We start from the raw sequence: 24,049 nt of genomic DNA, 5'->3' as shown, positions 1-24,049 counted from the left end.
CGGGCGGACGACGATGCGCGCTCGGGATTTGCTCGAATCCAAGGCAAAAGACGAGGTCTCGCGGGCCATTCGGGCGCTCGAAGCGAAGACCTCCGCCGAGGTCGTCGTCGTCGTCCGCGCCGTCTCCGGCCACTACCGGCATACCGATTGGCTCGTCGGTTTCGTGCTCTCGCTCGTGGCGCTTTGCGTGTTTCTTTTTCACCCCGCGCCGTTCGACGACGACCTCCTGCCTGTCGAGATCCTCCTCGTTTTCGCCCTCGGCGGATCCCTCTCGGCGAACGTCCCGCCGCTCCGGCGCGCGCTCACGTCGCGTCGGCTCATGGCCGAAAACGTCCGGCGCGCGGCCTGCGCCTCGTTCGTGGAGCGCGCCATTTCCCGCACCCGCGGGCGCACGGGGCTCTTGGTCTACGTCTCCACGTTCGAGCAGCGCGTCGAGCTCGTCGGGGACATCGGCCTCGATTTCGAGGCGCTCGGCGACGATTTCGCCGCCGCGCGGCGGCGCATCGAGGCATCGGTCGAGCAAACGGGCGGGCTCCCGGCGTTCCTCGCGGCGCTGGCGGAGCTCGGCGACGCGCTCGGGCGAACGCTCCCGCGCGCCGAGGACGACGAAAACGAGCTCGCGGACGAGGTGAGCGCATGAAACGAACCAAGCGTTTCGCGGCGCTCGTCCTCGCGGCCGGCATTGGCCTCGCCGCGCCGTTTATCGTCGACGACGCGGCCGCGCGCCCAGGCGGAGGGCAAACCTTCAGCGGCCGAAGCAGCTCGTCGTCCTCGTCATCGTCCTCCTCTTCGAGCTCGAGCCGCTCCTCGTCCTCGTCGCCGTGGAGTGGCTCGTCCGGGAGCCGCTCGTCCTCGTCCTCATCGCCGTCATCGTCCTCGGGATCGAGCTCGTCCAGCGGCGAGCCCGCGGGCTTTTCGGGCCCATTCGCGCTCGTCGTGCTCGTCATGACGGTCATTTTCGTCATCGCGAGCAACATCCTCCAGAAGCAACGCGAGGCCGAGCGCGGCTGGGAATCGAGCCGGCCGGATCCCGACGAAGAGCGCCCGCGCCCGGCCCGACAGCGCGAGCGCGAACGAAAACAGGCAAAAGCGGAGAAGGCGCGCCGGCGAAAGAACCATCCCGCCATCGAATCCGCGCTGCTCGCCCTCGGCAGCAAGGACACGAATTTCTCGCGTGTCCTCTTCGAAGATTTTCTCTACGCGCTCTACGCCGAAGTCCAGGCCGCGCGTGGCAAGGGCACGCTCGACGCGCTCGGCAGCTACCTCGCCGAGGGCGCGATCGCCGCCTATTCGCCCTACCCTGCGTCCGAGGTCCGCGACGTCGTCATCGGCGCGATGCGCTTCGAGGCGGTCGTCGCGCAGAGCGAGCCCGTCCGTCGGATCGAGCTCGTGGTCGGCTTCGAGGTCAACTACACGGAGGTCTCGGCCGACGGCGAACCGCAGAGCTACTGGATCTCCGAGAAATGGCGCCTCGTCCGGGATCCCGACGTGAAATCACGTCCCCCCGAGAAAACGAAGCTCTTCGGCTGCCCGAACTGCGGCGCGCCGCAGGACAAGGCCATCGGCGCGAAATGCCCCTACTGCGGCGTGGTCGCCTCCACGGGCGAGCACGACTGGACGGTTTTCTCGATCGACATCGAGGCCCGCGAGCCCCGCGGCCCCATGCTCACAGGCACGACCGAGGAAGTCGGGACGGACCTACCGACCGTCGTCGCGCCAGACATGAAATCAAAATGGTCCGCGCTCAAAAAGAAGGACCCAGAGCTCCGCTGGTCCTCCTGGAAATCGCGCGTGGAAGCCATCTTCCAAGCCTTTCACGAGGGCTGGTCGAGCCAGAACCTCGCCATCGTCCGCCCGTACCTCTCGGACAACCTCTTTCAATCGCAGCGATACTGGATCGACACCTACCGCAACCAGAAGCTGCGCAACATCACAGAGGACGCGCGCATCGTCTCGATCGACCTCGCCCGCGTCCTCTCCGACACGTATTACGACGCCGTCACAGTACGCGTCTTCGCCTCATGTCGCGATTTCACGCTCGACGAGGACGACAAGGTCGTTGCCGGCAGCAAAACAAAGGAGCGCGTCTACAGCGAATACTGGACGCTCCTTCGCGGCGCCGAGCGACGCGGCGCCCCGCGTGTCGATCCCGTCTGCCCGAACTGCGGCGCCCCGAACGCCGAAATCAACATGAGCGGCGCATGCACCCATTGCAGCGCGCACGTCACCGCCGGCGAATTCGACTGGGTGCTCTCGCGAATCGAGCAGGACGAGGTCTATCGAGGGTGAAGGCGCCGCGCTGGGGCGTTGCCCCAGGCCCCAGCAGGGGCTGTCCGCCCCTGCACCCGGACCAGCGCCCGCGCTGGACTGAGGGTCGATGAACTGCGCTCCGCGCAGTTCATCGAACAGGCCGAATCAAGACGGGCAACGACCCTGCCAGGCAAGACAGCGGCGCTGACGGTTCAGCCGGCGATGCGGTCCCACCGGCCTGTGGGAAGAACTGCGCATCGCGCAGTTCTTCCCCCTGAGGTCCAGGGCTGTGCCCTGGTTCGGGTCGAGGGGCGAACAGCCCCCGCGGGGCCCGGGGCAGAGCCCCGGCGTGGCGTTTCCAGGATCAATTGATCCCGCAGATCACCTTCCCGTTTGCCTCGTCTTTGTTGTTGCCGTCGTTGCACTCTTGCACTGTGTTTTGCGGATCGACCACGGCGTAGATGAGGACGAGCAGGTTGGGCGGGAAGTTCGACATCTTCGAGGTCAGCATCACGCTTTGGCCGGGGTCGAGCGGGCCTGCGATGGTTTCCTCGTGGATGGGCGTGCCGCCCTGGTTGGGATCACCTGCGTAGAATCGCACGAGGATGTTGCTCGCGGGCGCTGAACCCTCGTTGTAGACCGTCGCGGAGACCGTCGGGGCCGGGCATGAGCCCTCGTTGGCTGCTCCGACGTCGATGCGCAGATCCGGCTGCACTTGGCCCGGCGCTACCATCGATTCCAGGGTGTTGTTGTCCTCGATGCATTCGCGCTCCTGATTCGTGTCGTCCACGACCACGCGCACCTTTTCGGGCAGCGTACCCGGCGAGTTGTTCGTCGCGTCGTAGCTCACCGTCACCAGGATCGACTGCCCCGGCTCCAGGCTCGTCCCGAGCACCGCCGTCAGCGGCGTCTGCGCCGCGTCCGCATAAAGCGGCTCGCTTGGCATTCCGTTCATCCATTCGCCGTAGAAGCCGACCACCACGCCTGGGCCTACGCGTACGTCGCCGTCGTTGCGAATCTCGACGGTGATGTCGAGTTTTTTCGAGAGCTGCCCGCAGGCGGCGTCCGGCGACGACATCTGGATGCCCGGGATGTGCAGGTCCGGCGCCACGCCGAACGAGCGCGGGTTCGAGCGGTAGGTGTTGTATTCGCGACCATTGTAGAGCTTCCAGCTCTCCGGCTCGAGGGCCGGGATGGCGCCGCTCTCCAGCACGTTCGTCACGTGGTAGGCGTGCTGGTTCCAGATGCGCCGCGCGGGCACCCACGTGTCGCTCGTGTCGCCCCAGACGGCGATGCCGTTCGGATAGTTGAAGCCTACCGAGCACGAGCTCGAATCGTTGTTCGAGCAGAAGACGATCTCCGCGTTGCCGTCGTTGTCCACGTCGGCGATGACCGGGTTTTCCGTGCGCGTGCGGCTCGGCGAGTGCTCCTTGAAGAGCACGGCCGACGTCGTGCCGTCGTAGATGCGGAACCAGCACTCGTCGTTGTAGATGACCTCGGCTGCGCCGTCGCCGTTGAAATCGAAGACGCTGGAGGCCGTCACGCGGCTCGAGTCGTCCTCCGTGATCCGCTGCCAGCCGTTGTGCAGGCACACGCACGAGCCCTTCGCCGTGTTGCAGACGGCGCCTGCGCTGCATTCGGCGTCCATCGTGCAGGCTGCGCCGGGGGCGCGGGCGGGGTTCGGGTTCGCGGCGGCGTCGCTGATTCCGGTTGGCCACGCCGGGCAGCTCGCCGACGTCGCTTGCAGATCGATCATCATGTACCGCGTGCCGAATGCGGTGCCGATCTCGGGGAAGCCGTCGCCGTCGAAATCGTCGACGTTCGGCGCGCCGCCGTTGTCGCCCGCGCCGAGGTTCGTGAAGCGCCGCTGCGTGCCGGTCTCGCCGTTGTAGATCGCGAGGTAGCCGCGCGAGATCAGGATGACCTCGGGCTTGCCGTCGGGCGCATTGCCGGGGCCCGGCGCCGCGGCCTCGTCTGCGCCGAGGATGTCGGCCACGGCGCAGAAACCCTCGCGTTGCGTGTTCGGCACGGCCACGGCGCCGTTCACCGCCTGCGCGTCCCAGACGACCTCGAGCTGGCCGAGGCAAAATGCGCTCATGTCGCCCGCCGCGCAATCCGCGCGCTTCGTCACGCCGTTCGGCGGCGTGGGGAACTTGTAGACCGTGCTGCCCGCGACGATCTCCTGCCTGTTATCCCCGACGAGGTTCGCCACGCAGGAAATCGCGCCCTGCCCGTTGTTGCCGTTGATCGTGAGCGTGCCGGCGAACCTGTCGACGAACACGAGCTTGTTCGTCACCGGATCCTTGCCGAGCGTGAAGACGAACCGGCCCACGACGATCTCGGCGAACCCCTTGCCGTCCACGTTCGCGAGCGTGATCGCGGGGACGTTGTACCCGGCCGAGGGCAATTGATTCACGGCCGTCTGCGCGATGATGTCGCCCTTGTTGTCGAGGATGGCGACGCCGCCCGTCGACACGCCGGCCACGACCTCCGTGGGCATCACGATCTCGGGCACGCCGTCGTTGTCGAGATCGCCGGCCGCGAGCGAGCCCGTCGAGTTCGCGATGCCTTGCGTGTTCACCCACGCCTTGTTCAGCGGATCGCCCTCGTGCCAGACGTTCGTCCCGGCGTTGGCGAAATAATCTTTGCCCTTGTTCGGGCCGCCGCCGTGGATCGCGCGGACCACGCCGTCCTCGTCGGCCAGCGTGCTGTGGTACGTGGTGAACACGATCTCCGGGAAATCGAGCTCGTTGATGAGGCCGTCGCCGTTGTCGTCGTCGAGGTTCACGACGAGCGGCGTCATGCTCACCTGCGCCGAGCCTGCGAACGGCGCATTGACGGCCACGTTGTTCGGCGTGACGCCGGTGCCGCCCCACTGGATCTCCTTCTTCGGCAGGACCTCCGAGAACGGCACGGGCGGCAGCGTGCAGGTCGCGGGTTTGCCCGTGCCGACGCATTGACCGACCTCGCAGGCCGTGTTCGGCGGGCAATCCCAGTCGTCCTCGCAGGGGCACGACGCGTCGCCCATGCCGGGGTCGGTGCACATGCTCATGTAATACGAGGTGCTTCCGCAGGTGAATTGCGCCGTCGTCCCGCTGCCGTTCGCGTCGCAGGCGTAGAGCTCGTTCCCCATGCACGTCGTCGTGCCGGGGACGCAGGCGTCGTCGACGCAGATCGTGCCATTGCAATACTGGCTCGCCGGGCATTGCACGTCCTGCGTGCAGGAGATGTCCTTGCAGAACGCGCCGCCGCCGGGCGTGATCTCGCAGATCTCGGTCGCCGAGCAGTTCAGCATGCCGCAGTCGTTGTTCACGCAGCCGGGCATTCCGTCGGGCAGCACCTCGCAGTGCTGATCCGGCGAGCACTGGATGCCGACGCACAGGTCGGGGCCGCCGCCCTGGCCGCCCTGGCCGCCGGCGCCGCCGGGGCCGGCGAGGATGATGCCGCCGTCGCCGCCGTCGCCGCCAGAGCCGCCGAGGCCGCCCTGGCCGCCGGAGCCGCCGCTGCCGGAGGGAGTTCCCGTGGTTTGCTGCGTGGCCTCGCCGCCGCAACCGGCGGACAGCAAGGCGAGCAGCGGGAGCGCTGTCAGGAGAAAGGTGCTCGATCGTCGCATGACCGAGCAGGATATCGGAACGAAGCGTCCGCGGAAATCGAGAAGAGGCCGCGTACAGCGTGACGCGGCGCCCGTGGCTCAAGGTACGGGCACGATGCTCATCCAGTTCAGCATGGTGTATTCGTCCTGTTGCCCGGCCTCCATCGTGACGTTGCCGTCGTTCACCTCGACGACGATCGACGCGACCCGGTAGGGCTCGGCCGGCGTCGTGGCCACGGAGTCGAAGAGCGGCTGCCCCTCCACGATGACACGATTTTTCTCGTACGTGCCATCCTGCCAGCCGATGGAGACCGTGACCTCGTATTTGCCCTTCGCGATGTCCCAGTTGAACGTGTCGGTGCGGCCGTAATCGTTGTAGATCACGCTTTTCTGGAGCTCGGAGACGGGGGCGTCCGCGAGGTATTTGTAAAGCATGATCCCGGGATCGCCGATGTACGGGCCGGACCAGCCGTAGCCTTTTTTCGCGTCGTAGCCCTCCCAGCCGATCTTGAGCCATTCGTGGCCGTCCACCACGAGCGGATTTGCGGTGGGCTCGCCGTTCGGGTCCTGGAAGTTGATGTAATAGGCGGCGCGCGGGTGGGCGCCTTCGGGCGTGGAGTCGAGCGTCGGGCAGCCGTTGACCTTGCCTTCGAGGTAAAGGCCGAGCTCGTCGCGCAGGTGCGCGAGTGCGGACGCATCGCGCGTGAACGAGGTCGGCGACGACACCACGCTCGCGGCCGAGAGGTCGCAGCCCGCGGCTTCATCCGGCGTCTTTGGCATCGCGCCGCCGGCCGCGAGGAGCAGGTATTCGAAGTCCTCGGCGCCCTCCCGCAGGAGCTCCCACCGAATGCTGCTCACGAGCGCGCCGTCCTCGGGCGGATAGAGGAGAAACCCGTCGCCGTTCTGGTTCGTGCCTTCCGGCCGCGGATTCTCGTAGGGATCGCTCCCCCAGCCCGTGACCGAGTAATAAGCGAACCCGCGGATCCGGTACTTCCAGGCGGCCCAGTGGGCGATGCGCGTCTCGATGCCGGGATGGTCGATCGTGATGGGGTTGAAATGCGGCGGGAGGTCGCCGTAGAGGAAATACCACCACACGGTCTCGCCGAGCGCCTGACGTGTCTTGGCGTAGTCGGGATCGAACTCCGAGAGGTTGGCCCACCAGAGGTCGTAATGACCATTCCCGATCGAGGCGTGCTCGGCGATCTCGGGCTTCGGCTCCTCGCTGACCGCGATTCGCAGGTTCGGCGCGGCCTCCTTGGCGAGGTTCGCGAGGAACGCGGCGATGTCGTAATCGTCCGGGCCCTGGGGCTCGTTCTGCACGTAATAATACCCCTTGTCCTGCCAGCCCTTCGCCACGAGGTAGGCGTCGATCGCGGCGAGCAGCTTCTGCCACTCGGCGTTGTACTCGGGCGTGCCGAAAGGGTCGCTCCCGCGGTCCTTGCCGCAGAACGTCTGCGGCCGCGGCGTGGAGTTGTTCACGAACTGCATGATCTCGAACGAGGGGAACCCGACCCCGTTCCACCCCGTGCCGTCGATGTACGCCGGGCCGAGCTGGGAGAAGTCGTACGCATTGTTCTCCTCCACGAAAGATCCGGTCGCGCAGTCGTAATTGATGCCGCCGTTGTAATTGAGCCCGGCCGGCCAGGCGACGCTGCTCGGGACGAGGCGGTGCTCGTAGAAGAAGTCCTTCAGCGCGCGGACCTTCTCCAGGCTCTCGCTGCCGCCGAGCGACTCGAAGCTCGCGTTCCAGTTGCCGTCGAAGCCGATCTCCTTCGGCAGCTCGAAATCGTAGACGTGGAGCGTGACGGGGATGTCCTCGGCGCCGCCGGCGGTCGTGACGGTGAGGGTCGCGGTGTAATCGCCCGCCGCGGCCCCGGGCGGGACGCGGACGGTGATCCAGAACGGCTGGTTTTCGCCCGCGGAGAGCTCGTGCGAGGCGCCGAACGTCGTCGGGTGGAGCGGATCCGGGACGTAGGGGCTCACGATCGACGAGGGATCCGAGGGTTCGGTGATGCGGACGTAGCCGACGCGGTGAATGCGGACGTCGTCGAGGGTGCCGGGGCCCGTGAAGGATGTGAGCTTCAGCGACGCGGGGCCGGCGGCGTCCGGGCGGACGATGATCTGAAAAGGTTCGAGCTCGTTCTTGGCCGCGGAGATGCGGATGCCGTCCCCCGTGCTGGAGGGCGGCGTGGCCTCGCGGAGGATCTTGTCCATGGGCGTCGCGGTCCAGAGCGTCGCGCCCGCGGGCGAGGGCAGGACGAAGGCGCGATCGCCGGACGGCGTACAATCGCTGCAAGGCGGGAGCGGGGGCGGCTTTTCATTGCCGCCGGGCGGGCCATCGGGCGAGCCACAAGCGAGGAGCGGGAGCGCGAGCCAGGCGAAGCGAAGACGGGGCATCGGGACCTCCGCCCCGATGGTACGGCGGACTCGCGGGAAAACGCGAGGGATCGCGCTCCCCCGCCCGATCACGTTCCGCCCTCTGCGCGTCTCTGCTATCACTCGGCCCGCTCGCCCTGCCCGCCCCCTCAGAGCGCCGTGCGTTTCACCTTGAAAAACCTTTTTTCCCTGGCGCTCGCCCTCCTCGGCGGCGCGGGGCTCCCCGCTTGCGGCGATTCCGCCTCGGCCCCCGCGGATCTCGCGGCCGCCGCGCGTCCCGCCGAGCCGCTCCCTCCCCTGCCCTCGCTGCCCGACGGCCTCACCGTGCGGCTGACGCCGCGGCCCGATCGTGGCGCGCTCGACGTCGAGGTCCACCTCGTCGGCCCCGAGGCCGCGCGCGCGAAGGAGCTCGCCATCGCCCGCTCGTGGGCCGGCATCGACGGCATGGCCGCGCTGCGAGGGATCCGCGTCCGCGACGGCGAGGGCCTCATCCCGACGCAGCCCGGCCCGGACGAAGGCCCCGATCGCACGCTCGTGCTCGGCCGCGCCCCGACCTCGCACCTCGCGATTACCTACGGCGTCGCCTCCGCGCCGAAAGACGCCGCGCGCTTCGCCTTGCACCTCGATCGCGAGCGCCTCTCCGGCGTCGGCCACACGTTCCTGCTCCTGCCCCGCACGAGCGATCCGCTCGACGTGCACGTGCAGATCCGGCCCGGCGCCCTCGCCCCCGGCGCTTCGGGCGCGAGCTCGTTCGGCGTCGGCGACGACGTCGAGGATCACCGCGCGCCCGCCGATCTCGCGAATGCGGTGTTCCTCGCGGGCCGGCTCCGCACGCTCGACGCGTCCGAGAAAGAGCGCCTCGTCCTGCTCGGACGACCGGCCTTCGAACCCGAGGCGACGCTCGCGACGATCTCCCGCGCCCACGCCGCGCTCGCGCGCCTCTTCGGCGGCGCGCCGCGATCCGGCGGCGAGGCGAGCGACGATTTTTCCTACCTCCTCGTCGCCGAGCCCGGGCTCGGAAAGGGCCACGACGGCGCGTTGCTCGGCCGCTCGTTCGGGCTCTGGATCGGCGAAGAGCGGCCCTTCGACGCCGTCGTCACGATCGCCGCGGCCCACGAGCTCTCGCACCGCTGGATCGGCGGCGCCGTGCGTCTCGTCGCGGACGGCCGCGAGCAAGTCTGGTTCTCGGAAGGGTTTTCCGTCCATTACGCGCGGAAGATCGCGCTCGCGGAGAAGCTCATCGGCGGCCGTGATTTCGCGGCGGATCTCGAGCGCACGCTCGTGAGCGCGGAGGCGGATCTGCCGGCGCACGCGCGCTCGCGGAAGGACTATCAGCGCGGCGCGCTCTACGCCGCGGCCCTCGACGCGGCGCTGCGAAAAACGTCGGGCGGGGAGCGGTCCCTCGACGATCTCGTGCGCGCCTTGCTCGATCGCGCCGCCGCCGAGAAGACGTCCGAGCTACCGGTCTCGGCGCTCGGAGAGCTCGTCGCGCGCGAGCTCGGCGCGGCGCGCGGCGAGGAGCTCGATTGGGTCATGGTCCGCGGCCACGGCGAGATCACCCTGGACGAAAGCGCCTTCGGTCCGTGTTTCCACCGCGCCCGTACGAAAGCGAAGGTCTACGAGCTCGGCTTCGACGAGGCGAGCCTGCGCCGCACGCCCGCGATGATCCGCAACCTCGTCGCAGGCTCGGCCGCCGCGCGCGCGGGTCTCGAAGAAGGCGCGCTCGTGCTCTCGTCGAAGGTGCCGGCCGGGCGCGACGACGACACGGACGAGCCCGTGGAGATCGTCGTCGCCGACCGCGGCCGGGGTCGCAAGATTCGTTATCTGCCCGTGGCCGAGCGTCAGGTCGTCCGCTGGGCAGAAAAACCGCGCTGCCGCGATTGAAGCGCCCATCGACGGAGAGCCCGGACCGGGCGTACCATCGCCCTGCCATGACAAACCCGGCCCCCGACGCGCCGCCTCCGGAGGCGAACGCGTATGCTCCCCCCACGGCCCCGCTCGGCGAACCGCCCGTCCTGCGCGCGCCGGACGCCGTGACGCCCGCCCAGCGAATCGCCGGCGGCCTGCTCATCGTGAACGCCGCGCTCGTGCTCATCGAAGCGGCATTCCTGCCATCCGATCCGGACCCGACGCCCCTCACCTCGCCCGGCCGAAGCATCCTGCCCGCGATCATCGACATCGTGATCGGGATCTCTTTGCTCTCCAACAATCGGAAGTTCTTGCCGTGGGCGATCGTGCGCGTCGCGTTCGGGCTCGTCGTGCTGACGGCCCTGCTCGCGTTCAAGGATCCGTTCCTCGCAGTGATGCAGGTCGTGGTGAGCGGCTCCTTCCTGCTCCTGCTCATCGGGGACGCGGGCAAACCCCGCATGGCCGTAGGTGGCGCGCTCTTCGGCCTGTACGCGCTCATCAGCGTGCTCGGCCTGTCGGCAACGCTCACCGGCACGAACCCGATCGCCGGGCTCATCTGGACCGCGCGCGGCGACATCGAGACAGCACCCGCAGGCGTGGTCACGGGCAACGCGTCGCACTATCGCCTCCGCGCGCCCTCGGATCGCTGGCACCTGCGCAAGCCCGAGGCAGCGAAGAAGGACAACCCGCTCGCCGATCGCTGGATCTCGCGGCCCGATCTCGACGCGCACGTGATCGTCATCGCCGAGAAGGTGCCAGGCATGCTGGTGCTGCCAGAAGCGCTCGCCGACGCAGTGATCAAGAACGCGAAGCTCGCCGCGACGACCTTCGAGCTCGTCGGCCGCGCGCCCCTGCGCACGCACCCGGAGAACGGGCGCATGGTGCACACGCGGTCGAAGACGAGCGGCATCGAGATCGAGTCGCTCACAGGCGTGGTAGCGACGTACGAGCACGGCTACCAGATCCTCGCATTCGCGCCGAAGAAGGCATTCGCCGAGGCCGAGCCCGATCTCCGCGCATTCGTGGAGTCCTTCGAGCTGCCGACGGACGAGAAGCCGGGCCTTCCCGCCGACGCCGAAGCACTCCCCCCCGGCAAGCTCAAGGGCGTGGCCGCAGACTACACGCTGACGCCGCCAAGCGAGGTCTGGGCCCTACGCAAGCCCGAGGCCGCGAAGAAGGACAACCCGCTCGCGGATCGCTGGCTGGTTCGTCCGGACAAGGACGCGCACATCTTCGTGGTAGCCGAGCACGCCCCCGGCGCCGTGGTCGACCTGGAGAAGTACGTGGACGCCGTGGCAAGCTCGGTCCTCGACCGCATGCACGGGACAATCGACGCACGCGAGCCCTTGCGCACGGACCCGAAGAACGCACGCCTGCTCCACGTCCGCGCCGACACGGAAGAAATGAAGCTCGAGTACTACTACGGCCTCTTCGCCCGAGGCGATCGAGCATTCCAGGTGATCGCATTCGCCCGCGCCGAGGTCTTCCCAAGCGTGAAAGACGAGCTCCTGAAGGCGATCGAGGCGTTCGAGATGCCGCCCGAGAACACGGCCGCGAGCACCAAGCGCTGAGGTAGCATCGCGGGCGCGATGACCAAGCCTGCTCCGGATGCGCCCTCGCCCGACGACGAAAATGTGTACGCCCCGCCGGTCGCGCCCGCGGCGCAGCCGGCCGCGGGTCGGAGCGCCGCGCGGGCGACGCTGGGGCAGCGGCTCGCGGGGGCGTGCCTCATCGTCAGCGCTGCCCTCTGGCTCCTCGAATCGCTCCTCGGGGGGCGTGGGCTCTTCGCGGGCCCGTTCACGACGCCCCTGATGCGCGCGTTTCCGGTCCTCCTGGACGTCAGCCTCGGCGGCGCGTTGGTCCTCGGACTTCGCCGGGTGGCGTGGCTCGCCGGCGCGCGTGTCGTGCTCGTGCTCGCCTCGTGGACGTTCGTGCTCGTCGTGCGGGATCGCATGACGGCGGTCCCCGGGATCGTGCTCGGGATCGCCTACCTGCTGCTGCTCGTGCGCGACGCGGGCAAACCACGGATGGTGGTGGGCAGCGTGTTTTGGGCGCTCTGCATGCTCCTCGACGTCATCGGGCTTCGCGCGGCCGTGACCGGGAGAAACCCGATCGCCGCGTTCGTGCAGATCCGCGCGGGGGAGATCGAGCCCGAGCCGGTGACGGTCGTGACGGGCGAGCAGTCGCATTACCGGCTGCGCCTGCCGTCCGGGGATTGGTTCCTCCACACGCGCGCGTCGACGCAGCAGGAGGGGCCCCGAGCCGACCGCTTCCTCTCGCGACCCGACGTCGACGCGCATCTGCTCGTCCTCGTCGAGAAGGTCCCCGGCACGCTCCTCGCGCCGAACGGGCTCGTGCAGGAAGTCGGGCAGATGGAGAGGCGTGATGCGGCGAGCGAGCTCGTGCGTTCCAAGGCCATGCGGGCCCATCCGGAGGAGGGCGTGCTTCTCTGGGTCCGCAAGACGAAGGCGGGGGTCGAGACCGCCAGGCTGATCGCCGTGGTGGCGACCTACGAGTGGTCCTTCAAGCTCATCGCGACCGCGCCGAGCCGGATCTTCCCCGAGATCGAGGCCGAGCTGGAGGGCATCCTGGAGTCGTTCGAGCTGCCGACCGACGAGAAACACGGCCTGCCGCCCGAGGTGGAGCCGCAGCCCGTCGACGTGGTCGAAGGCGTGGCGGCGAAGTACAGGCTGAAGGCGCCGGGCGCGCGCTGGTTCCTCCGCAAGGACGAGGCCGTGAAGAAGGACAGCTCGCTGGCCGATCGCTGGCTCGTGCGTCCGGACAAGGACGCGCACGTGCTCGTCATCATCGAGGACCTGCAGGGCAAGGACGTGGATGTCGATGCCTACACCGACGCGGCCGTTGAGCTCATCGAGAAGGAGCTCAAAGGCACGGTCAAATCACGCATGCCCGTCCTCACGCACCCGGAGAACGGGCGCGTCCTCCGCGTGAGCAGGGAGGAGCAGGGAGAGCACGAGATCGAGTCTTACTACGGGCTCTTCACACAAGCGGGACGCGGGTTCACGGTGATCGCCTCCGCGACGAGCGAGCGCTTCCCGAGCGCCGCGCCGGATCTCGTCCGGTTGATCGAGTCGTTCGAGCTGCCGCGCGAAGGCATGGTCGAAACGCGCTGACCTCTCACTTCGGCGCTGTCGTCACCACGACGCGGTGCCCACGCGCGAGCGTCTTGCGCAGCGTCGTTCGCATCGTCTGCACGCTCATCTTGTCGAGCTCCTCGATCAGCGCCTCTGCGGCGCCGGGCGCGAGGGCCTCGCGGATGCGCGCGCTGTTCGCGAACTTGGGCGCGTTTTCCACGACGGGCCCGCGCTGGCTCGCGATCTCCTTCTTGAGCCCGGCCTTCAGGTGCGCGACGGCGTAGGCGATCTCCACGCTGGTCGGACCTGCCTGGACGAAGGCGTCGATCTCCGCGTCGAGCCGCGGCTCCACGGCCGTGAGATCGTGCGGCACGGCGGGCACGACCTCCACCACGGCCACGCTTGCGCGGCTTCCTGCGTCGAGCATCGCGCGCACCTCGGAGGCGTAACCTTTTTCGACGAGCGCGCGATCGAGCCGGCCTCCTTTGGAGCTCGAAAGGATCCACATCGCCACGCGCATCGCGGCGTGCTCCTTCACGTCTTGCTCGCCAGGCGCGATCCAGCCGTAGAGTGCCCGCGTCGCGGGGACGTTTTGCTCCACGGTGAGCCGCTCTTCGCGCGGGTGCGGGCCGATGGGCAGTGCGTCGGGGGCCGCCGTGGGCAGCGTGGCGAACACGCGCTTTGCGAGGTCCTCGATCCTTGCGCGGGTCACGTCGCCGATCACCGTGACCGACGCGCGTGTCGGGTTGCGCTCGGCGGCCATCGACTCTGCGAGCAGGAGATCCCGCGCCACCGCTGCGTCTTCGCGGGCGCCGAGCACGTAGCCTTCGAGCGCGTGGCCGGTCGGGAAGAGCGCGTCGCCGAGCGCGAGCCATGCAGGGCCGTACGCCTGCGATTCGAGCGCGCGCCGCCGCGGCAGCGCCGAGAACCGACGCAGGCTCGCGAGCTGCGCGCCTGACGTCTCGCCGAGAAGCAGCCGGAGGCGCCCTGCCGTGAGCTCGAGGCCGAGGTCGAGATCCCGCTTGCCCACCGTGATCGTGTGCCGCGTCTCGCCTGCTCCTGCCTCGCCTGCGGGTTCGCTCGTGCCCGCGATCTTGCCTTCGTCCGGCGCGATGCGGATCGTGATCGCCACGCGCGGCGCCGAGGCGTCTTCGCGCACGCGCACGGCCACGCCGTTCGGCAGGACGAACCGCTGGAAGGGATCCGGCGGCGGCTCGAGCCGCGCGGCCGGGATGAAGCCGAGCTGTTTTTCGAGGGCTGCGCCGCCGAGGCCCTTCGCGGAGGCCGAGGGCGCGCGCCGCTCCTCGGCGGCGAAGACCGCGAGCGGATCGTCGGGTCGGTTCGGCTGCCATCCGACGCCGCCGCCGATCGAGACGAACGGCAGTTTCGCGCCCATCGGGCCGAGGCTCGCCATGCTCAGCGCGGGCGGGCCCTGCCCCGGGAGGCCGAACTCGGGCAGGCGGTTTTTCCCGATCGGCGACGGGCGCGGCGGCAGCGGACCGTCGTCGTCGTCGCCCTCGTCCACGCCGGGGATCGTGGGCGCGCGCATCGCGCTCGCGTGCTCCGCGACGGGATCGGCGCTCGGATCGTCGACGCGCTCGTGCTCCAGGTAGGCCGGGAACGCCGCGAGCGTTTGCTGCACGCGCTCGGCGGGCAGGTGGATGATGTAATCGCCGCCGAACGGCGGGGTCCGATCGCGCAGGAGCTCGGGGTTGTACTCGCGGAGCAGGCGCGTGGGGATGCCGGCGGAGCGCGCGATCGTGCGCAGGCGCGTGCCTTCGGGCACGGCGATCTCGCCCATCTCCAGCGACGGATCGGCGTGGAAGCCGTCGAGCCCGAAGCGCGCGCGGTTGTTCGCGACGATCGCGAAGGCCACGATCTGCGGCACGTAATTCGCGGTCTCCTCGGGCAAGAGCTTCTGCTGCGCGAGCTCGGCGAAGCCGACGGGCGTCTGCGGGGCGCCGGGCGGGCGCGTCTCCGCGACGCGCGCCATGCCGCGGAGGACGGTCTCGATCCCTGCGTTGTAGGCCGCGAGCGCGAGATCCCAGCGGCCGAAGCGCTCGTAGAGGTCCCGCAGGTGCGCGACGGCGGCGACCGTGGAGCGCCGGAGGCTGCGGCGCTCGTCGACCCACTGCGATTGATCGAGGCCGTAGAGCGCGCCCGTCTCGGGCATGAACTGAAAGAGCCCGGCCGCGCCCGCGGGCGAGACGGCGCGCGGATCGAAGCCACTCTCGACCGCCGCGAGCCACACGAGATCCTCGGGCAAACCCGACTCGCGCAGGGAGTGCTCGATCATCGGGCGGTAGCGGCCGCTCCGCTGGTAACGATCCCCGAAGATCGCGCGGCCGCCGTCGGTCTTCGCGAAGAAGCGCACGAAGCGCATGGTGCGGCGCGTGACGGGGATCTTCAGATCCGGCATCGCCAGCGTGGCGAGCGCCGCGCCTTCGGGATCGTCGAGGTCGCTGTCCTGCGCCTTCTCGAAGTCCTTGGCGATGGCCGCGTCGAGCAGCCGGCTCTCCTCCTCGCCGGGCATGCGTCGGAGGGCCGGAGCGACCGGGTCCTCGGTCACGGGTTTGTCGAGGAGCGTGGGATCCCGGAAGGCGCGGTAGCCTGCGGAGAGCGAGGCGCGCATCGAGGGCGAGGCGAGCGCGCCGAGGACCCCGGCCACGCCGAGCAGGGCCCCGGAAAGCAAAAGCGCTCGCCTGACGCGCGGCTTCATCGCGGACATTGTTCGACAAGTCCGCGCGGGGGGAAAGATCGTTTCGTGGAGCCGGCCTGGTCGCGTGTTCTGGGCTCGGTTCGTATCACCCCTCGTCGAGCGAGGCTTCCAGCCCCTCCCCGCGTTTCGTCGTCTCCGCCGCCTCCCTCGCGCGCCGCCCGTCCGGCACGCCTGCGCGCGTGATGCATCGACGACGTATCTCGTGCATGGGGCGGAACGTGGAAGGCGTCGTTCCGGGGCAAACGCGCGCGCGCCGAGACGCCCTGGTCGGCCGTGCGCTTTGCCGCCGATCGACGCGCTTGCCCGGGTTGCGACGCGGCGCGCCCGGAGTACAGATTTCCCTCCGCAACGCGTCACGTCGGAGGGGGGCATGGCGTACCGGATGGAGGACCTGATCCGCGGGTCCATGCGTGGTGGGCTCATTTTCGGGTACATCCCCGCGTCGCCGGATCACGCGTCGCCCGTGATGTACAAGTCCGCCCTGCTCGCCGAGATGGCGCGCATGCAGGCGTCCGGGCTCGTGGCCGAGACGTGCATTTCGAGCGAGCTCGACGACCTCGACGAGGCGCGGATGGCGCCCGGCATCACGCTCTGCGGCCTCGTCCCCGATCGCGTCGGGCCGCAGGATCTCGAGCGGATCCTGCGCTGCGTGAAGAGCGACGACCGTCCCTTCTTCTCGAAGCGCTTCCGCGCCGATCCCGGCAAGCACCGGAAGAAGCCGCCCTCGCTCGCTCCCCAGCAGCGGTCGAGCCTGTTCGAGCTCTTCCCCGAAGTGCACCAGGATTTCGTGCTCTTCATCGCGCACGAGCCGCGCGTCGCCGATCTCTTGCGGCTCTCCGCGCACGCGAGCTCGCCGCTCTTCGACTACCGATACCACTACCGGATCGTCGATCTGGCCTGAACGTTCAGCGGATCATGCAGGTCTCGTTCGCGGCGATGCAGGTGCCGAGCTTTCCGCTGCTCGCGCCACAACAGTTGCCAGTCAAACAATCGTCGTAGGTGAGGCAGCCGGAGCCCTTCGGGCACTTGAGGCCGAGCATGCCGCAGGTCGGGCCGCCGCAATCGACGCCGGTCTCGTCGCCGTTGAGGACGCCGTCCGCGCAGTCGGGCGCCGCGCCGCCGCTGCCGCCGGTGTTACCGTCGCCGCCGCTGCCGCCAGTGTTTCCGCCGCCGCTCGCGCTTCCGCTGCCGCTTCCGCTCCCGGCTCCGCCGCCGCTTCCGACGTCGTCTCCGTCCGCCGTGCATGCGGCCGCAGTGACGAGGAGCGCTGCGAGGCCCCACCCGAACGCCTTGCCCATTCCCCGTACTCTCCCGTGGTGATCGCCGCGGACGGAAACGCGCGGACGAGCCTACCATGAGGCTCTCTGCGCGAGCCGTTTTCATGAGAGAATCGAGCGATGGACGAAACGTTCCGCCTGCACGTCCGCGCGCTCGCGGCCGAAGGCAAGGGCGAGGCTCTCGCGGGGCGCACGTTCCTTCCGCTCGTGACGCTCGACTCGGGCGCGCGCGTGGGGATCGACGGCGAAGGGACGTTCGTGCTGGCGAGCGCCGAAGGCGACGCGATCACTCCGTACAGCGCGGAAGATGCGCATGTTTTCCACGAGGTGCTGGAGTGGAAACGCGACGCCTTCGATGACAAACTCGAAGAAGCCGGACGCGCGCTCGGGTTGCCGGAGCTCTCGGTTTCCCTCGCCTTCCCGGCGTTCGGCATCGTTCGCGCCGTGCTCGCGAAGAACATGCACTACACGACCCGCCTGGCGCTCGCGTGGCTCCTGCCCTCGGAGCTGCGCCAGATGCAGGACGACATCCGCCGCGTGACCGAGGACAAGCAATTGCCTACGCCCCTGCGGGATTTCGCGCGAAGGCTGCTCGTCTCGCCCTGACGCGCTTTTCGTCCCGAACTGCGCGAGGCCGCGCTACTAAGGTTCAGCGTTCGTGAAGGAAAGGAATCCCATGCCCGAGCCGTCTACGCCCCCGCCTCCGGGCCTGATCAGCGAGCAGGACGTGGAGCAGGAAATCCAGCGCCTGTTCCTCGCCCAGGCCGGATCGGGCCTCGTCATCCGCGTCTACGGCGAGGAGGGCGGGACGGCCGAGAACATCGAAGCCTTCCGCGAGATGCTCACGTCGCTCCGCATGTACGACTACGGCTCCGCAGCCGGCGACGTGCTGGTCGACGCGCCGAACCGCCAGATCCTGACGCGCGCGCTCTCCGTGCTCGCCCGCGAGCAACACCAGAAGCGCATCCTCGATCACGTCCTCACGACGTTCGGCCGGCACCTCATCGATCCGCTCGCGCTCATCCTGGACACGACGCCCGAAGGCACGCTCATCTCGCGCCTCAGCGTCCTCCGTGACGTGTTCCTCGCGCAGATCGTGGAGCTCAAGCTCACGCAGGAGTCGCAGAGCATGCTCTCGGAGGACCTCCGGCGGCTGCTCACGGACGACTACCTCGCGATGGTCGCCGAGCACGAGGAGCGAGTGCAAAGGCCGCGCGTCCGGCGCCTGGCGCAGCAGATTTTGCGCCTCGTCGGCTCGACGTTCCACAAGGCGCTCCGCGGCTGGCCCGAACACGCCGAGCGGATCGCCTCGATGGTTTCGCGCCGCATGCACGGCAAGGTGCAGCTCCGCGAGGTCCCGACGCTGATCCGCGATCAGATCTGCCACGCGATCGAAGAGTTCCTGTGGGTCGAGACGGCGAACGAGATCGAAGGCGCGCTGTTCTCGCTGTTCACCGAGCACCAGGGCGTGATGAACGAGCCGCCACGCGAGCTCGATCGCGCGCTCTACCAAGAGTTCGCCCAAGCCTGTTGGGAGATCATCGCCGAGTACTGCTGAGCGGTGAGCCGTTCGGGTCTGACGCCTCGGCACGGCGTTCGCATAGCGCCCGACTGCGAGCGTGCTGTCGATGCGCGCTCGTCCGCTCGACGTCGAGGTGCCCGTGATCCGCAGTTGTCCGTCTTGCCAGACGAAAAATCGCATTCCCCCCGATCACCTGAGCGACACGGGTCGCTGCGGCGCCTGCAAATCCCCGCTCCCGCCGCTCGCCGAGCCCCTAGAGGTCGACGCCCGGGAGTTCGGGGACATCGTTCGAAGCGCGAAGGTGCCGGTCCTCGTGGACTTTTGGGCCCCCTGGTGCGGCCCCTGCCGCATGGCCACGCCCGAGGTCACACGCGCCGCCTCCCAGCGCGCCGGCAAAGCGATCGTGCTGAAGGTGAACACCGACGAGCACCCCGAGCTCGCCACCCGCTACGGTGTCCGCGGCATCCCGCATTTCGTGGTCCTCCGCGGCGGCGAGGTGCTCGTCTCGCAAGCCGGGCTCGTCCGCGCCGCACAACTCGTCGCCTGGATCGACCGCGCGAGCGGAGCAGGACCCCGGCGCGCGCACGTGGCCTAGCGCAGATTTCTGCCTAGACTCCGCCGCATGAGTGGAGCCCTCCTCGACGGGAAAGCCCTGGCGCAAAAAGTGCGTGACGAGGTGCGCGCCGACGTCGCGCAGTTCGTCGAAAAGCACGGTCGTCCGCCCGGCCTCGACGTCATCCTCGTAGGCGAGGACGCAGCAAGCGTGGTCTACACGCGCAACAAGGAAAAAGCCTCGAACGAGGTCGGAATGCGCGGGCGGCTGCACCGGCTGCCCGCAGAGACGAGCGAAGCAGAGCTGCTCGACCGAATCGCCGCGCTGAACGAAGACGAGACCGTCGACGGCATCCTCGTGCAACTCCCGCTGCCAAAGCACATCCGCGAAGATCGCGTGATCGACGCCGTCTCCCCGGCAAAAGACGTGGACGGCTTCCACCCGATCAACGCCGGTCGTCTGGCCACGGGCAAGTCCTCCCTCGTGCCGTGCACCCCAACAGGATGCATGCGGCTGATCGCAGAGGCGGGGCGCTCCCTCGAAGGAACACGCGCCGTCGTCGTCGGCCGAAGCAACATCGTGGGCAAACCCATGGCAATGCTCCTGCTCGGAGCAAACGCAACCGTGACGATGGCGCACTCACGCACGAAGGATCTACCCGCCGTATGCCGCGAGGCCGACGTGCTGGTCGTCGCCGTGGGGCGCGCGCGCATGGTGAAAGGCGACTGGATCAAGGAAGGCGCCGTCGTCATCGACGTGGGCATGAACCGCGACGAAGCCGGCAAGCTCTGCGGCGACGTCGACACAGACAGCGCGCGGGCACGCGCCTCCTTCATCACCCCCGTGCCCGGAGGCGTCGGCCCGATGACGATCGCGTGTCTGCTCCAGAACACGGCGCGCGCGGCGTGGGCGCGGAAGGCGGCGGCTGGCTGAGGGCGTGGCGCCGGGGTTTCACCCCGGACCCGACGAGGGGCTGTCCGCCCCTCGACCCGGACCAGGGCCAGCCCTGGACCTCTGGGCATCGACTGCGCGAAGCGCAGTCGATGCGGGGAAAGTTATTCAAGCTGTCCGCCCCCCCTTTGCAGGGCCAGCCCTGGACCCTTTGGGGAAGAACTGCGCGATGCGCAGTTCTTCCCACAGGCCGGTGGCAAGACCGTGGAGGTTGGTCGCACGCAGGGCACGTCGCCAGTCGAGATACGAACGCTGCCGTTTTGGCTGGCAAGGTCGTTCGTGGTCTTGCCACGGGCCCGTCGTTGAAACCGCGCATCGCGCGGTTTCAACGCCCCCGGTCCAGGCCGCGCCTGGTCCGGGTCCAGGGGTGGACAACCCCTGGTCGGGTCCGGGGTGAAACCCCGGCGCTACGCTGCCCAGCAGCTAGAGCCTCTGCGCGTACGTCATCACGAGGTACATGACCGTGTCGCTCGCGTCTGGGTTTCGGTACACGTGCGGCACGTCTGCTTCGAAGACGATGGCGTCGCCGGTCCCGAGCATTCGTTTTTCTGCGCCGATCGTCATCTCGCAGCGGCCTGCGTTCACCACGAGGTTTTCGACCGTCCCTGGCGGGTGTGGATCGGCGCGTTCTTCGGCGTGGGGCGCGAGGCGTAGCTCGTAGAACTCCACGCTGCGTGGCCGGTCCATGGGGAAGAGCGCGCGGGACTGGAAGGAGCCGTCGATGCTGCGCAGCACGCGGGCGCGTGCGGCGGGCAGGACCATCGCTCCGGGGCCGGATTCGGGGTTGATGAGGGCGGAGAAGGGCACGTCGAGTGCTCGTGCGATCTTCCAGAGCACGCTGATCGTTGGTGTGCTCTGGCCGAGCTCGATTTGTCCGAGCATCGCGCGGCTCACGCCTGAGGCGCGGGCGAGTTTCTCCAGGGAGAGCCCGCGCTCGGTGCGTAGCCGCTTCAGGTTGCCGCTGACCACGGGCGCGATGTCGGCCGCGGCTTCTCCTGGCGGAGGAGCGGCGCTCTCTTCGGGCGTCTCCTCGGCTGGCTTTGCGGGCGTTTCCTCGTCGAGGACGTCTTCTGCTGGCCGCGCCTTGCCCTTCGTCGCTTTCATCGGGGCGCGTACTTTCGGGGATGGCCCTGATCCCGTCAAGGATACGTCTACAACACGAACGCCCCGACCGTCGCTGCGCCTGCTTGGATCGGGAGCTGAATGGTGAAGCCTTGCTGGGCTGCGTCCGTGAGCGTGAGCGTGCGTTGCTCGGCCGTCTGGGGCGCATCGACGTCGAAGACCAGGATCACGCCGGCCGTGCCCGTCAGGTTCGTCTGGTTCGAGTAGAGCCCGACGCCGGTGTCGTAGACGATCTCCGCGCCTGGCAGCGGCGTCGTGAGCGTCACGCCGGAGAGCGGTTGTCCGTTGCGCGAGAGCTTGATGATCAGGTGCGCGCGCGCGGTGTCGATGACGAGCGGCGCGGGGAGCGTCCCTGCGATCGACGAGAGCACGTTGCGATCGACGACGGGCAGGGTCACGGGCCCCGAGGAGGGCACGCGCACCGCCGAGTGCGTGGACAGGATGCCTGTTGCTCCGATGGTTTCGTCGCGAACGAAGATCCACGGCGTCCCGCTGATCACGGAGGGCAGGCTGAAGCTCGTCACCATGTCCCCGTAGGGCGCTTCGAGGGGCATGCCCGTGCTCGACGTGGCGAAGATCGTCGAGGCGCCCGCGTAGGGGCCGATCTGCGAGAAGCTCGGCTCGTTCAGCACGCCCACGTTACCGGTGACGTCGTTCGAGAGCGTCCCGCCTTCGCCCCCCTGCCCGCCTGAGCCGCCGCCGCCGCCGGTGGCGCTGCTGCCGCCGCTCGGGTTCACGCAGCCTGTGCCGGTGCAAGGAGGCCGCGGGTCGAGATCGGTCTCCGAGGACCCGCACGCCGCGGCGACGAACACGAGGCTCCCGAACATGGAGGCCCGGAGAGCGAGGGAAAGCGAAGAGGGCTTCGTCATGGGGCCAGGATAAGCGCTTCCCGGGCGCGGCAAAATGCCTCGCGGGGCGAGCGCTTGGATCCAGCGAGGACGATCAGCTCGCGGTCGCCGTCTTGGCGGCCGGGGGGGCCGGAGGCGGGGTCGCGGAGGCGCGGCTGCGCTGCTTGTGGAGGGCGAAGGCGAGCCCGCAGAGCGCGAGGCCGATGAGCTGGGAGGTCGAGAGGTTGAGCAGACCGCCGCGATCGTCGGCGCGCAAGAACTCGAGCAGGAACCGGCCGATGGCGTAGAGCGCGAGGAACGCGACGAAGACCTGGCCGTCGTAGCGCTTCCGGCCGTGGACGTAGAGCAGGCAGAAGGCTGCGATCGCGAACGAGACGGCCGACTCGTAGATCTGCGTCGGGTGCACGGGGTGCGAGACGTGGTTCATCCCGGGCAGCTCGTGCAGCTTCCACTGCGCTTCGCTCGCGGGGCTGTTCGCGGGGAACGAGAGGCCGAGCGGGCCGTCCGTGCGCACGCCGAAGCAGCAGCCCGCGAGCAGGCATCCCATGCGCCCGAAGCCGAGCCCGAGCGGCACGGCGAACCCGGCCATGTCCGCGGCTTTCCAGAACGGGAAACGATCACGCTTCAGCAGGTAGAGCGCCATCAGCGTCGAGCCGATGAACCCGCCGTAATACGCGAGCCCGCCCTGCCAGAACTTCGCCCACGCAAAGCAATCGGCCGCGGGCGGATGACAGACGCCGCGCGCCGCGTCCCAGACCCCGCGTGCGACGCGCTCTTCCGCGCCGAATGGGTACCAGCCGAAGAGGTTGAATCCCGAGCCGCGCGGGACGAGCTGCGCGCATTGCGCCTCGTTGTACGGCCAGTCGACCTTCGTCGGGTCCGTGCAGAGGTGCACGTAGTCCCAGAAGTAGCCGTCCGCGATGACGTGCAGCAGGCGCCCGCCGACGACGCCCATGAGCAGACACGCGAGCCCGAGATCGACGACGACATCGGGATCCTGCCCGATTCGCCGCGCCCACATGGATCCGAGCGCCGTGGCGAACAGGAAGCCTGCGAGCAGCAGGCCGAAATAGGCCGGGAACCCGATGTCGAGGTAGAAGACGCGGAAGAGCTCGGGTCGCATGGCTCCTTCAGGAAGAGGCTTCTTCGGCCTTCTTCGGCGGCGCGCTCTTCTTGCGCGACGTGAACATGTCGACGCCCATCAGGATGACGCCGGCCACGATCGCGATGTCGGCGATGTTGTAGGTCGGCCAGTGGTACTCGCGCATCGGACCCGAGATCTTCTCGACCAGCTTGTCGAGGCCGGTGCCGTTGCCGATGTACATGTCGATGAAGTCGATGACGTGCCCGTAACGGATGCGGTCGACGAGGTTGCCGAGCGCTCCGCCGAGCACGAGCGGCAGGCCCCATCGGAGTGCCGTCTGGTTCGGGGCGAGCTTGCGGTAGAGCGAGACGATGAAGGCGATCGCCACGATCGACACGAGCACGAAGAACGGCCTGCGCACGTTCTCGCTCTCGTTCTGGAGCAGGCCCCACGCGCCGCCGCGGTTGTGCGCGAGCGCGAGCGAGAGGTAGCCCTTGATGAGGTCGACGCGGGCGAACGGCTTGTCGAGGTTCTGGACCGCCCACCACTTGCTGCCCAGATCGAGCGCCAGCGTGACGACCGCGACCACGGCGAGGAAGACGTACGAGGCGCGGTACGGCGGCGCGGCCTTGGGGGCCTCACCCGCCCCGGTCTCCGGGGCCTCCGCGCTCGGCTCGTTCGCCCCCTCGCCCGCGGCCCCGGCGGCCTCTAGCTCCTCGGATTTCTCTTCCGTCATGGTCTTCGCAATGGTG

18 protein-coding genes are annotated in these 24,049 nt (G+C 68.8%); 10 read left to right on the top strand and 8 right to left on the bottom strand.

Going from position 1 to position 24,049, the window contains the following annotated elements:
- Positions 1 to 13: 13 nt before the first annotated feature.
- Complete coding sequence (locus QHF85_RS12215; RefSeq protein ID WP_281327315.1) at positions 14 to 640, top strand: hypothetical protein; 627 nt, start codon at positions 14 to 16, stop codon at positions 638 to 640.
- Positions 637 to 2,289 carry a TIM44-like domain-containing protein gene (locus tag QHF85_RS12210; protein WP_281327314.1) on the top strand — a complete coding sequence of 551 codons (1,653 nt, stop codon included), beginning with the start codon at positions 637 to 639 and terminating at the stop codon, positions 2,287 to 2,289. The genes QHF85_RS12215 and QHF85_RS12210 overlap by 4 nt, the downstream gene beginning before the upstream one ends.
- Positions 2,290 to 2,614: 325 nt before the next feature.
- Here the strand turns inward: QHF85_RS12210 and QHF85_RS12205 are convergent, their stop codons facing one another.
- Together QHF85_RS12205 and QHF85_RS12200 are read right to left on the bottom strand one after the other, a co-directional pair.
- Positions 2,615 to 5,863: an FG-GAP-like repeat-containing protein gene (locus QHF85_RS12205; RefSeq protein ID WP_281327313.1), complete on the bottom strand. Its 3,249-nt coding sequence runs from the start codon at positions 5,861 to 5,863 to the stop codon at positions 2,615 to 2,617.
- 78 nt (positions 5,864 to 5,941) lie between these two features.
- Entirely contained in the window at positions 5,942 to 8,239 is a 2,298-nt protein-coding gene (locus QHF85_RS12200; RefSeq protein ID WP_281327312.1) for a glycoside hydrolase domain-containing protein, read from the bottom strand.
- Between the two features lie 138 nt (positions 8,240 to 8,377).
- On the opposite strand from QHF85_RS12200, the gene QHF85_RS12195 reads away from it, so the two are divergent.
- The 3 genes from QHF85_RS12195 to QHF85_RS12185 are packed head-to-tail and all read left to right on the top strand — an operon-like array spanning position 8,378 to position 13,260.
- Entirely contained in the window at positions 8,378 to 10,102 is a 1,725-nt protein-coding gene (locus QHF85_RS12195; RefSeq protein WP_281327311.1) for a hypothetical protein, read from the top strand.
- 47 nt (positions 10,103 to 10,149) lie between these two features.
- Positions 10,150 to 11,697: a hypothetical protein gene (locus QHF85_RS12190; protein WP_281327310.1), complete on the top strand. Its 1,548-nt coding sequence runs from the start codon at positions 10,150 to 10,152 to the stop codon at positions 11,695 to 11,697.
- A gap of 18 nt (positions 11,698 to 11,715) precedes the next feature.
- Complete coding sequence (locus tag QHF85_RS12185; protein ID WP_281327309.1) at positions 11,716 to 13,260, top strand: hypothetical protein; 1,545 nt, start codon at positions 11,716 to 11,718, stop codon at positions 13,258 to 13,260.
- Between the two features lie 4 nt (positions 13,261 to 13,264).
- Here QHF85_RS12185 and QHF85_RS12180 read toward each other — a convergent pair whose 3' ends face one another.
- Entirely contained in the window at positions 13,265 to 15,940 is a 2,676-nt protein-coding gene (locus QHF85_RS12180) for a transglycosylase SLT domain-containing protein (RefSeq protein ID WP_281327308.1), read from the bottom strand.
- A gap of 370 nt (positions 15,941 to 16,310) precedes the next feature.
- Here QHF85_RS12180 and QHF85_RS12175 point away from each other — a divergent pair, with 370 nt between their 5' ends.
- Positions 16,311 to 16,841 carry a hypothetical protein gene (locus tag QHF85_RS12175; protein ID WP_281327307.1) on the top strand — a complete coding sequence of 177 codons (531 nt, stop codon included), beginning with the start codon at positions 16,311 to 16,313 and terminating at the stop codon, positions 16,839 to 16,841.
- 4 nt (positions 16,842 to 16,845) lie between these two features.
- On the opposite strand, the gene QHF85_RS12170 is transcribed toward QHF85_RS12175, so the two are convergent.
- On the bottom strand, positions 16,846 to 17,238 hold the full coding sequence (locus QHF85_RS12170; RefSeq protein WP_281327306.1) for a hypothetical protein: 393 nt from the start codon (positions 17,236 to 17,238) through the stop codon (positions 16,846 to 16,848).
- Between the two features lie 99 nt (positions 17,239 to 17,337).
- On the opposite strand from QHF85_RS12170, the gene QHF85_RS12165 reads away from it, so the two are divergent.
- From QHF85_RS12165 to folD, 4 genes are all read left to right on the top strand, one after another.
- On the top strand, positions 17,338 to 17,823 hold the full coding sequence (locus QHF85_RS12165) for a hypothetical protein (protein WP_281327305.1): 486 nt from the start codon (positions 17,338 to 17,340) through the stop codon (positions 17,821 to 17,823).
- Positions 17,824 to 17,893: 70 nt separating this feature from the next.
- The gene (locus QHF85_RS12160; RefSeq protein ID WP_281327304.1) at positions 17,894 to 18,775 is read left to right on the top strand and encodes a hypothetical protein; all 882 of its coding nucleotides are present in this window, start codon (positions 17,894 to 17,896) and stop codon (positions 18,773 to 18,775) included.
- A gap of 70 nt (positions 18,776 to 18,845) precedes the next feature.
- Positions 18,846 to 19,334 carry a thioredoxin domain-containing protein gene (locus QHF85_RS12155; RefSeq protein ID WP_281327303.1) on the top strand — a complete coding sequence of 163 codons (489 nt, stop codon included), beginning with the start codon at positions 18,846 to 18,848 and terminating at the stop codon, positions 19,332 to 19,334.
- A gap of 27 nt (positions 19,335 to 19,361) precedes the next feature.
- Entirely contained in the window at positions 19,362 to 20,225 is an 864-nt protein-coding gene (gene folD / locus QHF85_RS12150) for a bifunctional methylenetetrahydrofolate dehydrogenase/methenyltetrahydrofolate cyclohydrolase FolD (protein WP_281327302.1), read from the top strand.
- Between the two features lie 441 nt (positions 20,226 to 20,666).
- Here the strand turns inward: folD and QHF85_RS12145 are convergent, their stop codons facing one another.
- From QHF85_RS12145 to lspA, 4 genes are all read right to left on the bottom strand, one after another.
- Positions 20,667 to 21,347 carry an XRE family transcriptional regulator gene (locus QHF85_RS12145; RefSeq protein ID WP_281327301.1) on the bottom strand — a complete coding sequence of 227 codons (681 nt, stop codon included), beginning with the start codon at positions 21,345 to 21,347 and terminating at the stop codon, positions 20,667 to 20,669.
- 47 nt (positions 21,348 to 21,394) lie between these two features.
- Positions 21,395 to 22,234, bottom strand: coding sequence for a hypothetical protein (locus tag QHF85_RS12140; RefSeq protein ID WP_281327300.1), 840 nt, complete (start codon positions 22,232 to 22,234; stop codon positions 21,395 to 21,397).
- Positions 22,235 to 22,307: 73 nt separating this feature from the next.
- Positions 22,308 to 23,336, bottom strand: coding sequence for a prolipoprotein diacylglyceryl transferase (locus QHF85_RS12135; RefSeq protein ID WP_281327299.1), 1,029 nt, complete (start codon positions 23,334 to 23,336; stop codon positions 22,308 to 22,310).
- Positions 23,337 to 23,343: 7 nt separating this feature from the next.
- Positions 23,344 to 24,033, bottom strand: a complete 690-nt coding sequence (gene lspA, locus QHF85_RS12130; protein ID WP_281327298.1) for a signal peptidase II — start codon at positions 24,031 to 24,033, stop codon at positions 23,344 to 23,346.
- Positions 24,034 to 24,049: the final 16 nt, after the last annotated feature.

Origin of the sequence: Polyangium sp. 6x1, from assembly GCF_029946515.1 — a bacterium.
GTDB lineage: Bacteria > Myxococcota_A > Polyangia > Polyangiales > Polyangiaceae > Polyangium.
The sequence above is the reverse complement of the archived record's forward strand: the minus strand, read 5'-3'. Positions and strand labels throughout refer to the sequence as shown.

Bases quoted from the DNA above. Each gene is read 5' to 3' on its own strand.
- QHF85_RS12205 (WP_281327313.1), bottom strand. From the start codon at position 5,863: ATGCGACGATCGAGCACCTTTCTCCTGACAGCGCTCCCGCTGCTCGCC.
- QHF85_RS12215 (WP_281327315.1), top strand. From the start codon at position 14: ATGCGCGCTCGGGATTTGCTCGAATCCAAGGCAAAAGACGAGGTCTCG.
- QHF85_RS12180 (WP_281327308.1), bottom strand. From the start codon at position 15,940: ATGAAGCCGCGCGTCAGGCGAGCGCTTTTGCTTTCCGGGGCCCTGCTC.
- QHF85_RS12190 (WP_281327310.1), top strand. From the start codon at position 10,150: ATGACAAACCCGGCCCCCGACGCGCCGCCTCCGGAGGCGAACGCGTAT.
- QHF85_RS12165 (WP_281327305.1), top strand. From the start codon at position 17,338: ATGGACGAAACGTTCCGCCTGCACGTCCGCGCGCTCGCGGCCGAAGGC.
- QHF85_RS12200 (WP_281327312.1), bottom strand. From the start codon at position 8,239: ATGCCCCGTCTTCGCTTCGCCTGGCTCGCGCTCCCGCTCCTCGCTTGT.
- QHF85_RS12135 (WP_281327299.1), bottom strand. From the start codon at position 23,336: ATGCGACCCGAGCTCTTCCGCGTCTTCTACCTCGACATCGGGTTCCCG.
- lspA (WP_281327298.1), bottom strand. From the start codon at position 24,033: ATGACGGAAGAGAAATCCGAGGAGCTAGAGGCCGCCGGGGCCGCGGGC.
- QHF85_RS12175 (WP_281327307.1), top strand. From the start codon at position 16,311: ATGGCGTACCGGATGGAGGACCTGATCCGCGGGTCCATGCGTGGTGGG.
- QHF85_RS12155 (WP_281327303.1), top strand. From the start codon at position 18,846: ATGCGCGCTCGTCCGCTCGACGTCGAGGTGCCCGTGATCCGCAGTTGT.
- QHF85_RS12185 (WP_281327309.1), top strand. From the start codon at position 11,716: ATGACCAAGCCTGCTCCGGATGCGCCCTCGCCCGACGACGAAAATGTG.
- QHF85_RS12145 (WP_281327301.1), bottom strand. From the start codon at position 21,347: ATGAAAGCGACGAAGGGCAAGGCGCGGCCAGCAGAAGACGTCCTCGAC.
- QHF85_RS12140 (WP_281327300.1), bottom strand. From the start codon at position 22,234: ATGACGAAGCCCTCTTCGCTTTCCCTCGCTCTCCGGGCCTCCATGTTC.
- QHF85_RS12170 (WP_281327306.1), bottom strand. From the start codon at position 17,238: ATGGGCAAGGCGTTCGGGTGGGGCCTCGCAGCGCTCCTCGTCACTGCG.
- QHF85_RS12210 (WP_281327314.1), top strand. From the start codon at position 637: ATGAAACGAACCAAGCGTTTCGCGGCGCTCGTCCTCGCGGCCGGCATT.
- QHF85_RS12160 (WP_281327304.1), top strand. From the start codon at position 17,894: ATGCCCGAGCCGTCTACGCCCCCGCCTCCGGGCCTGATCAGCGAGCAG.
- folD (WP_281327302.1), top strand. From the start codon at position 19,362: ATGAGTGGAGCCCTCCTCGACGGGAAAGCCCTGGCGCAAAAAGTGCGT.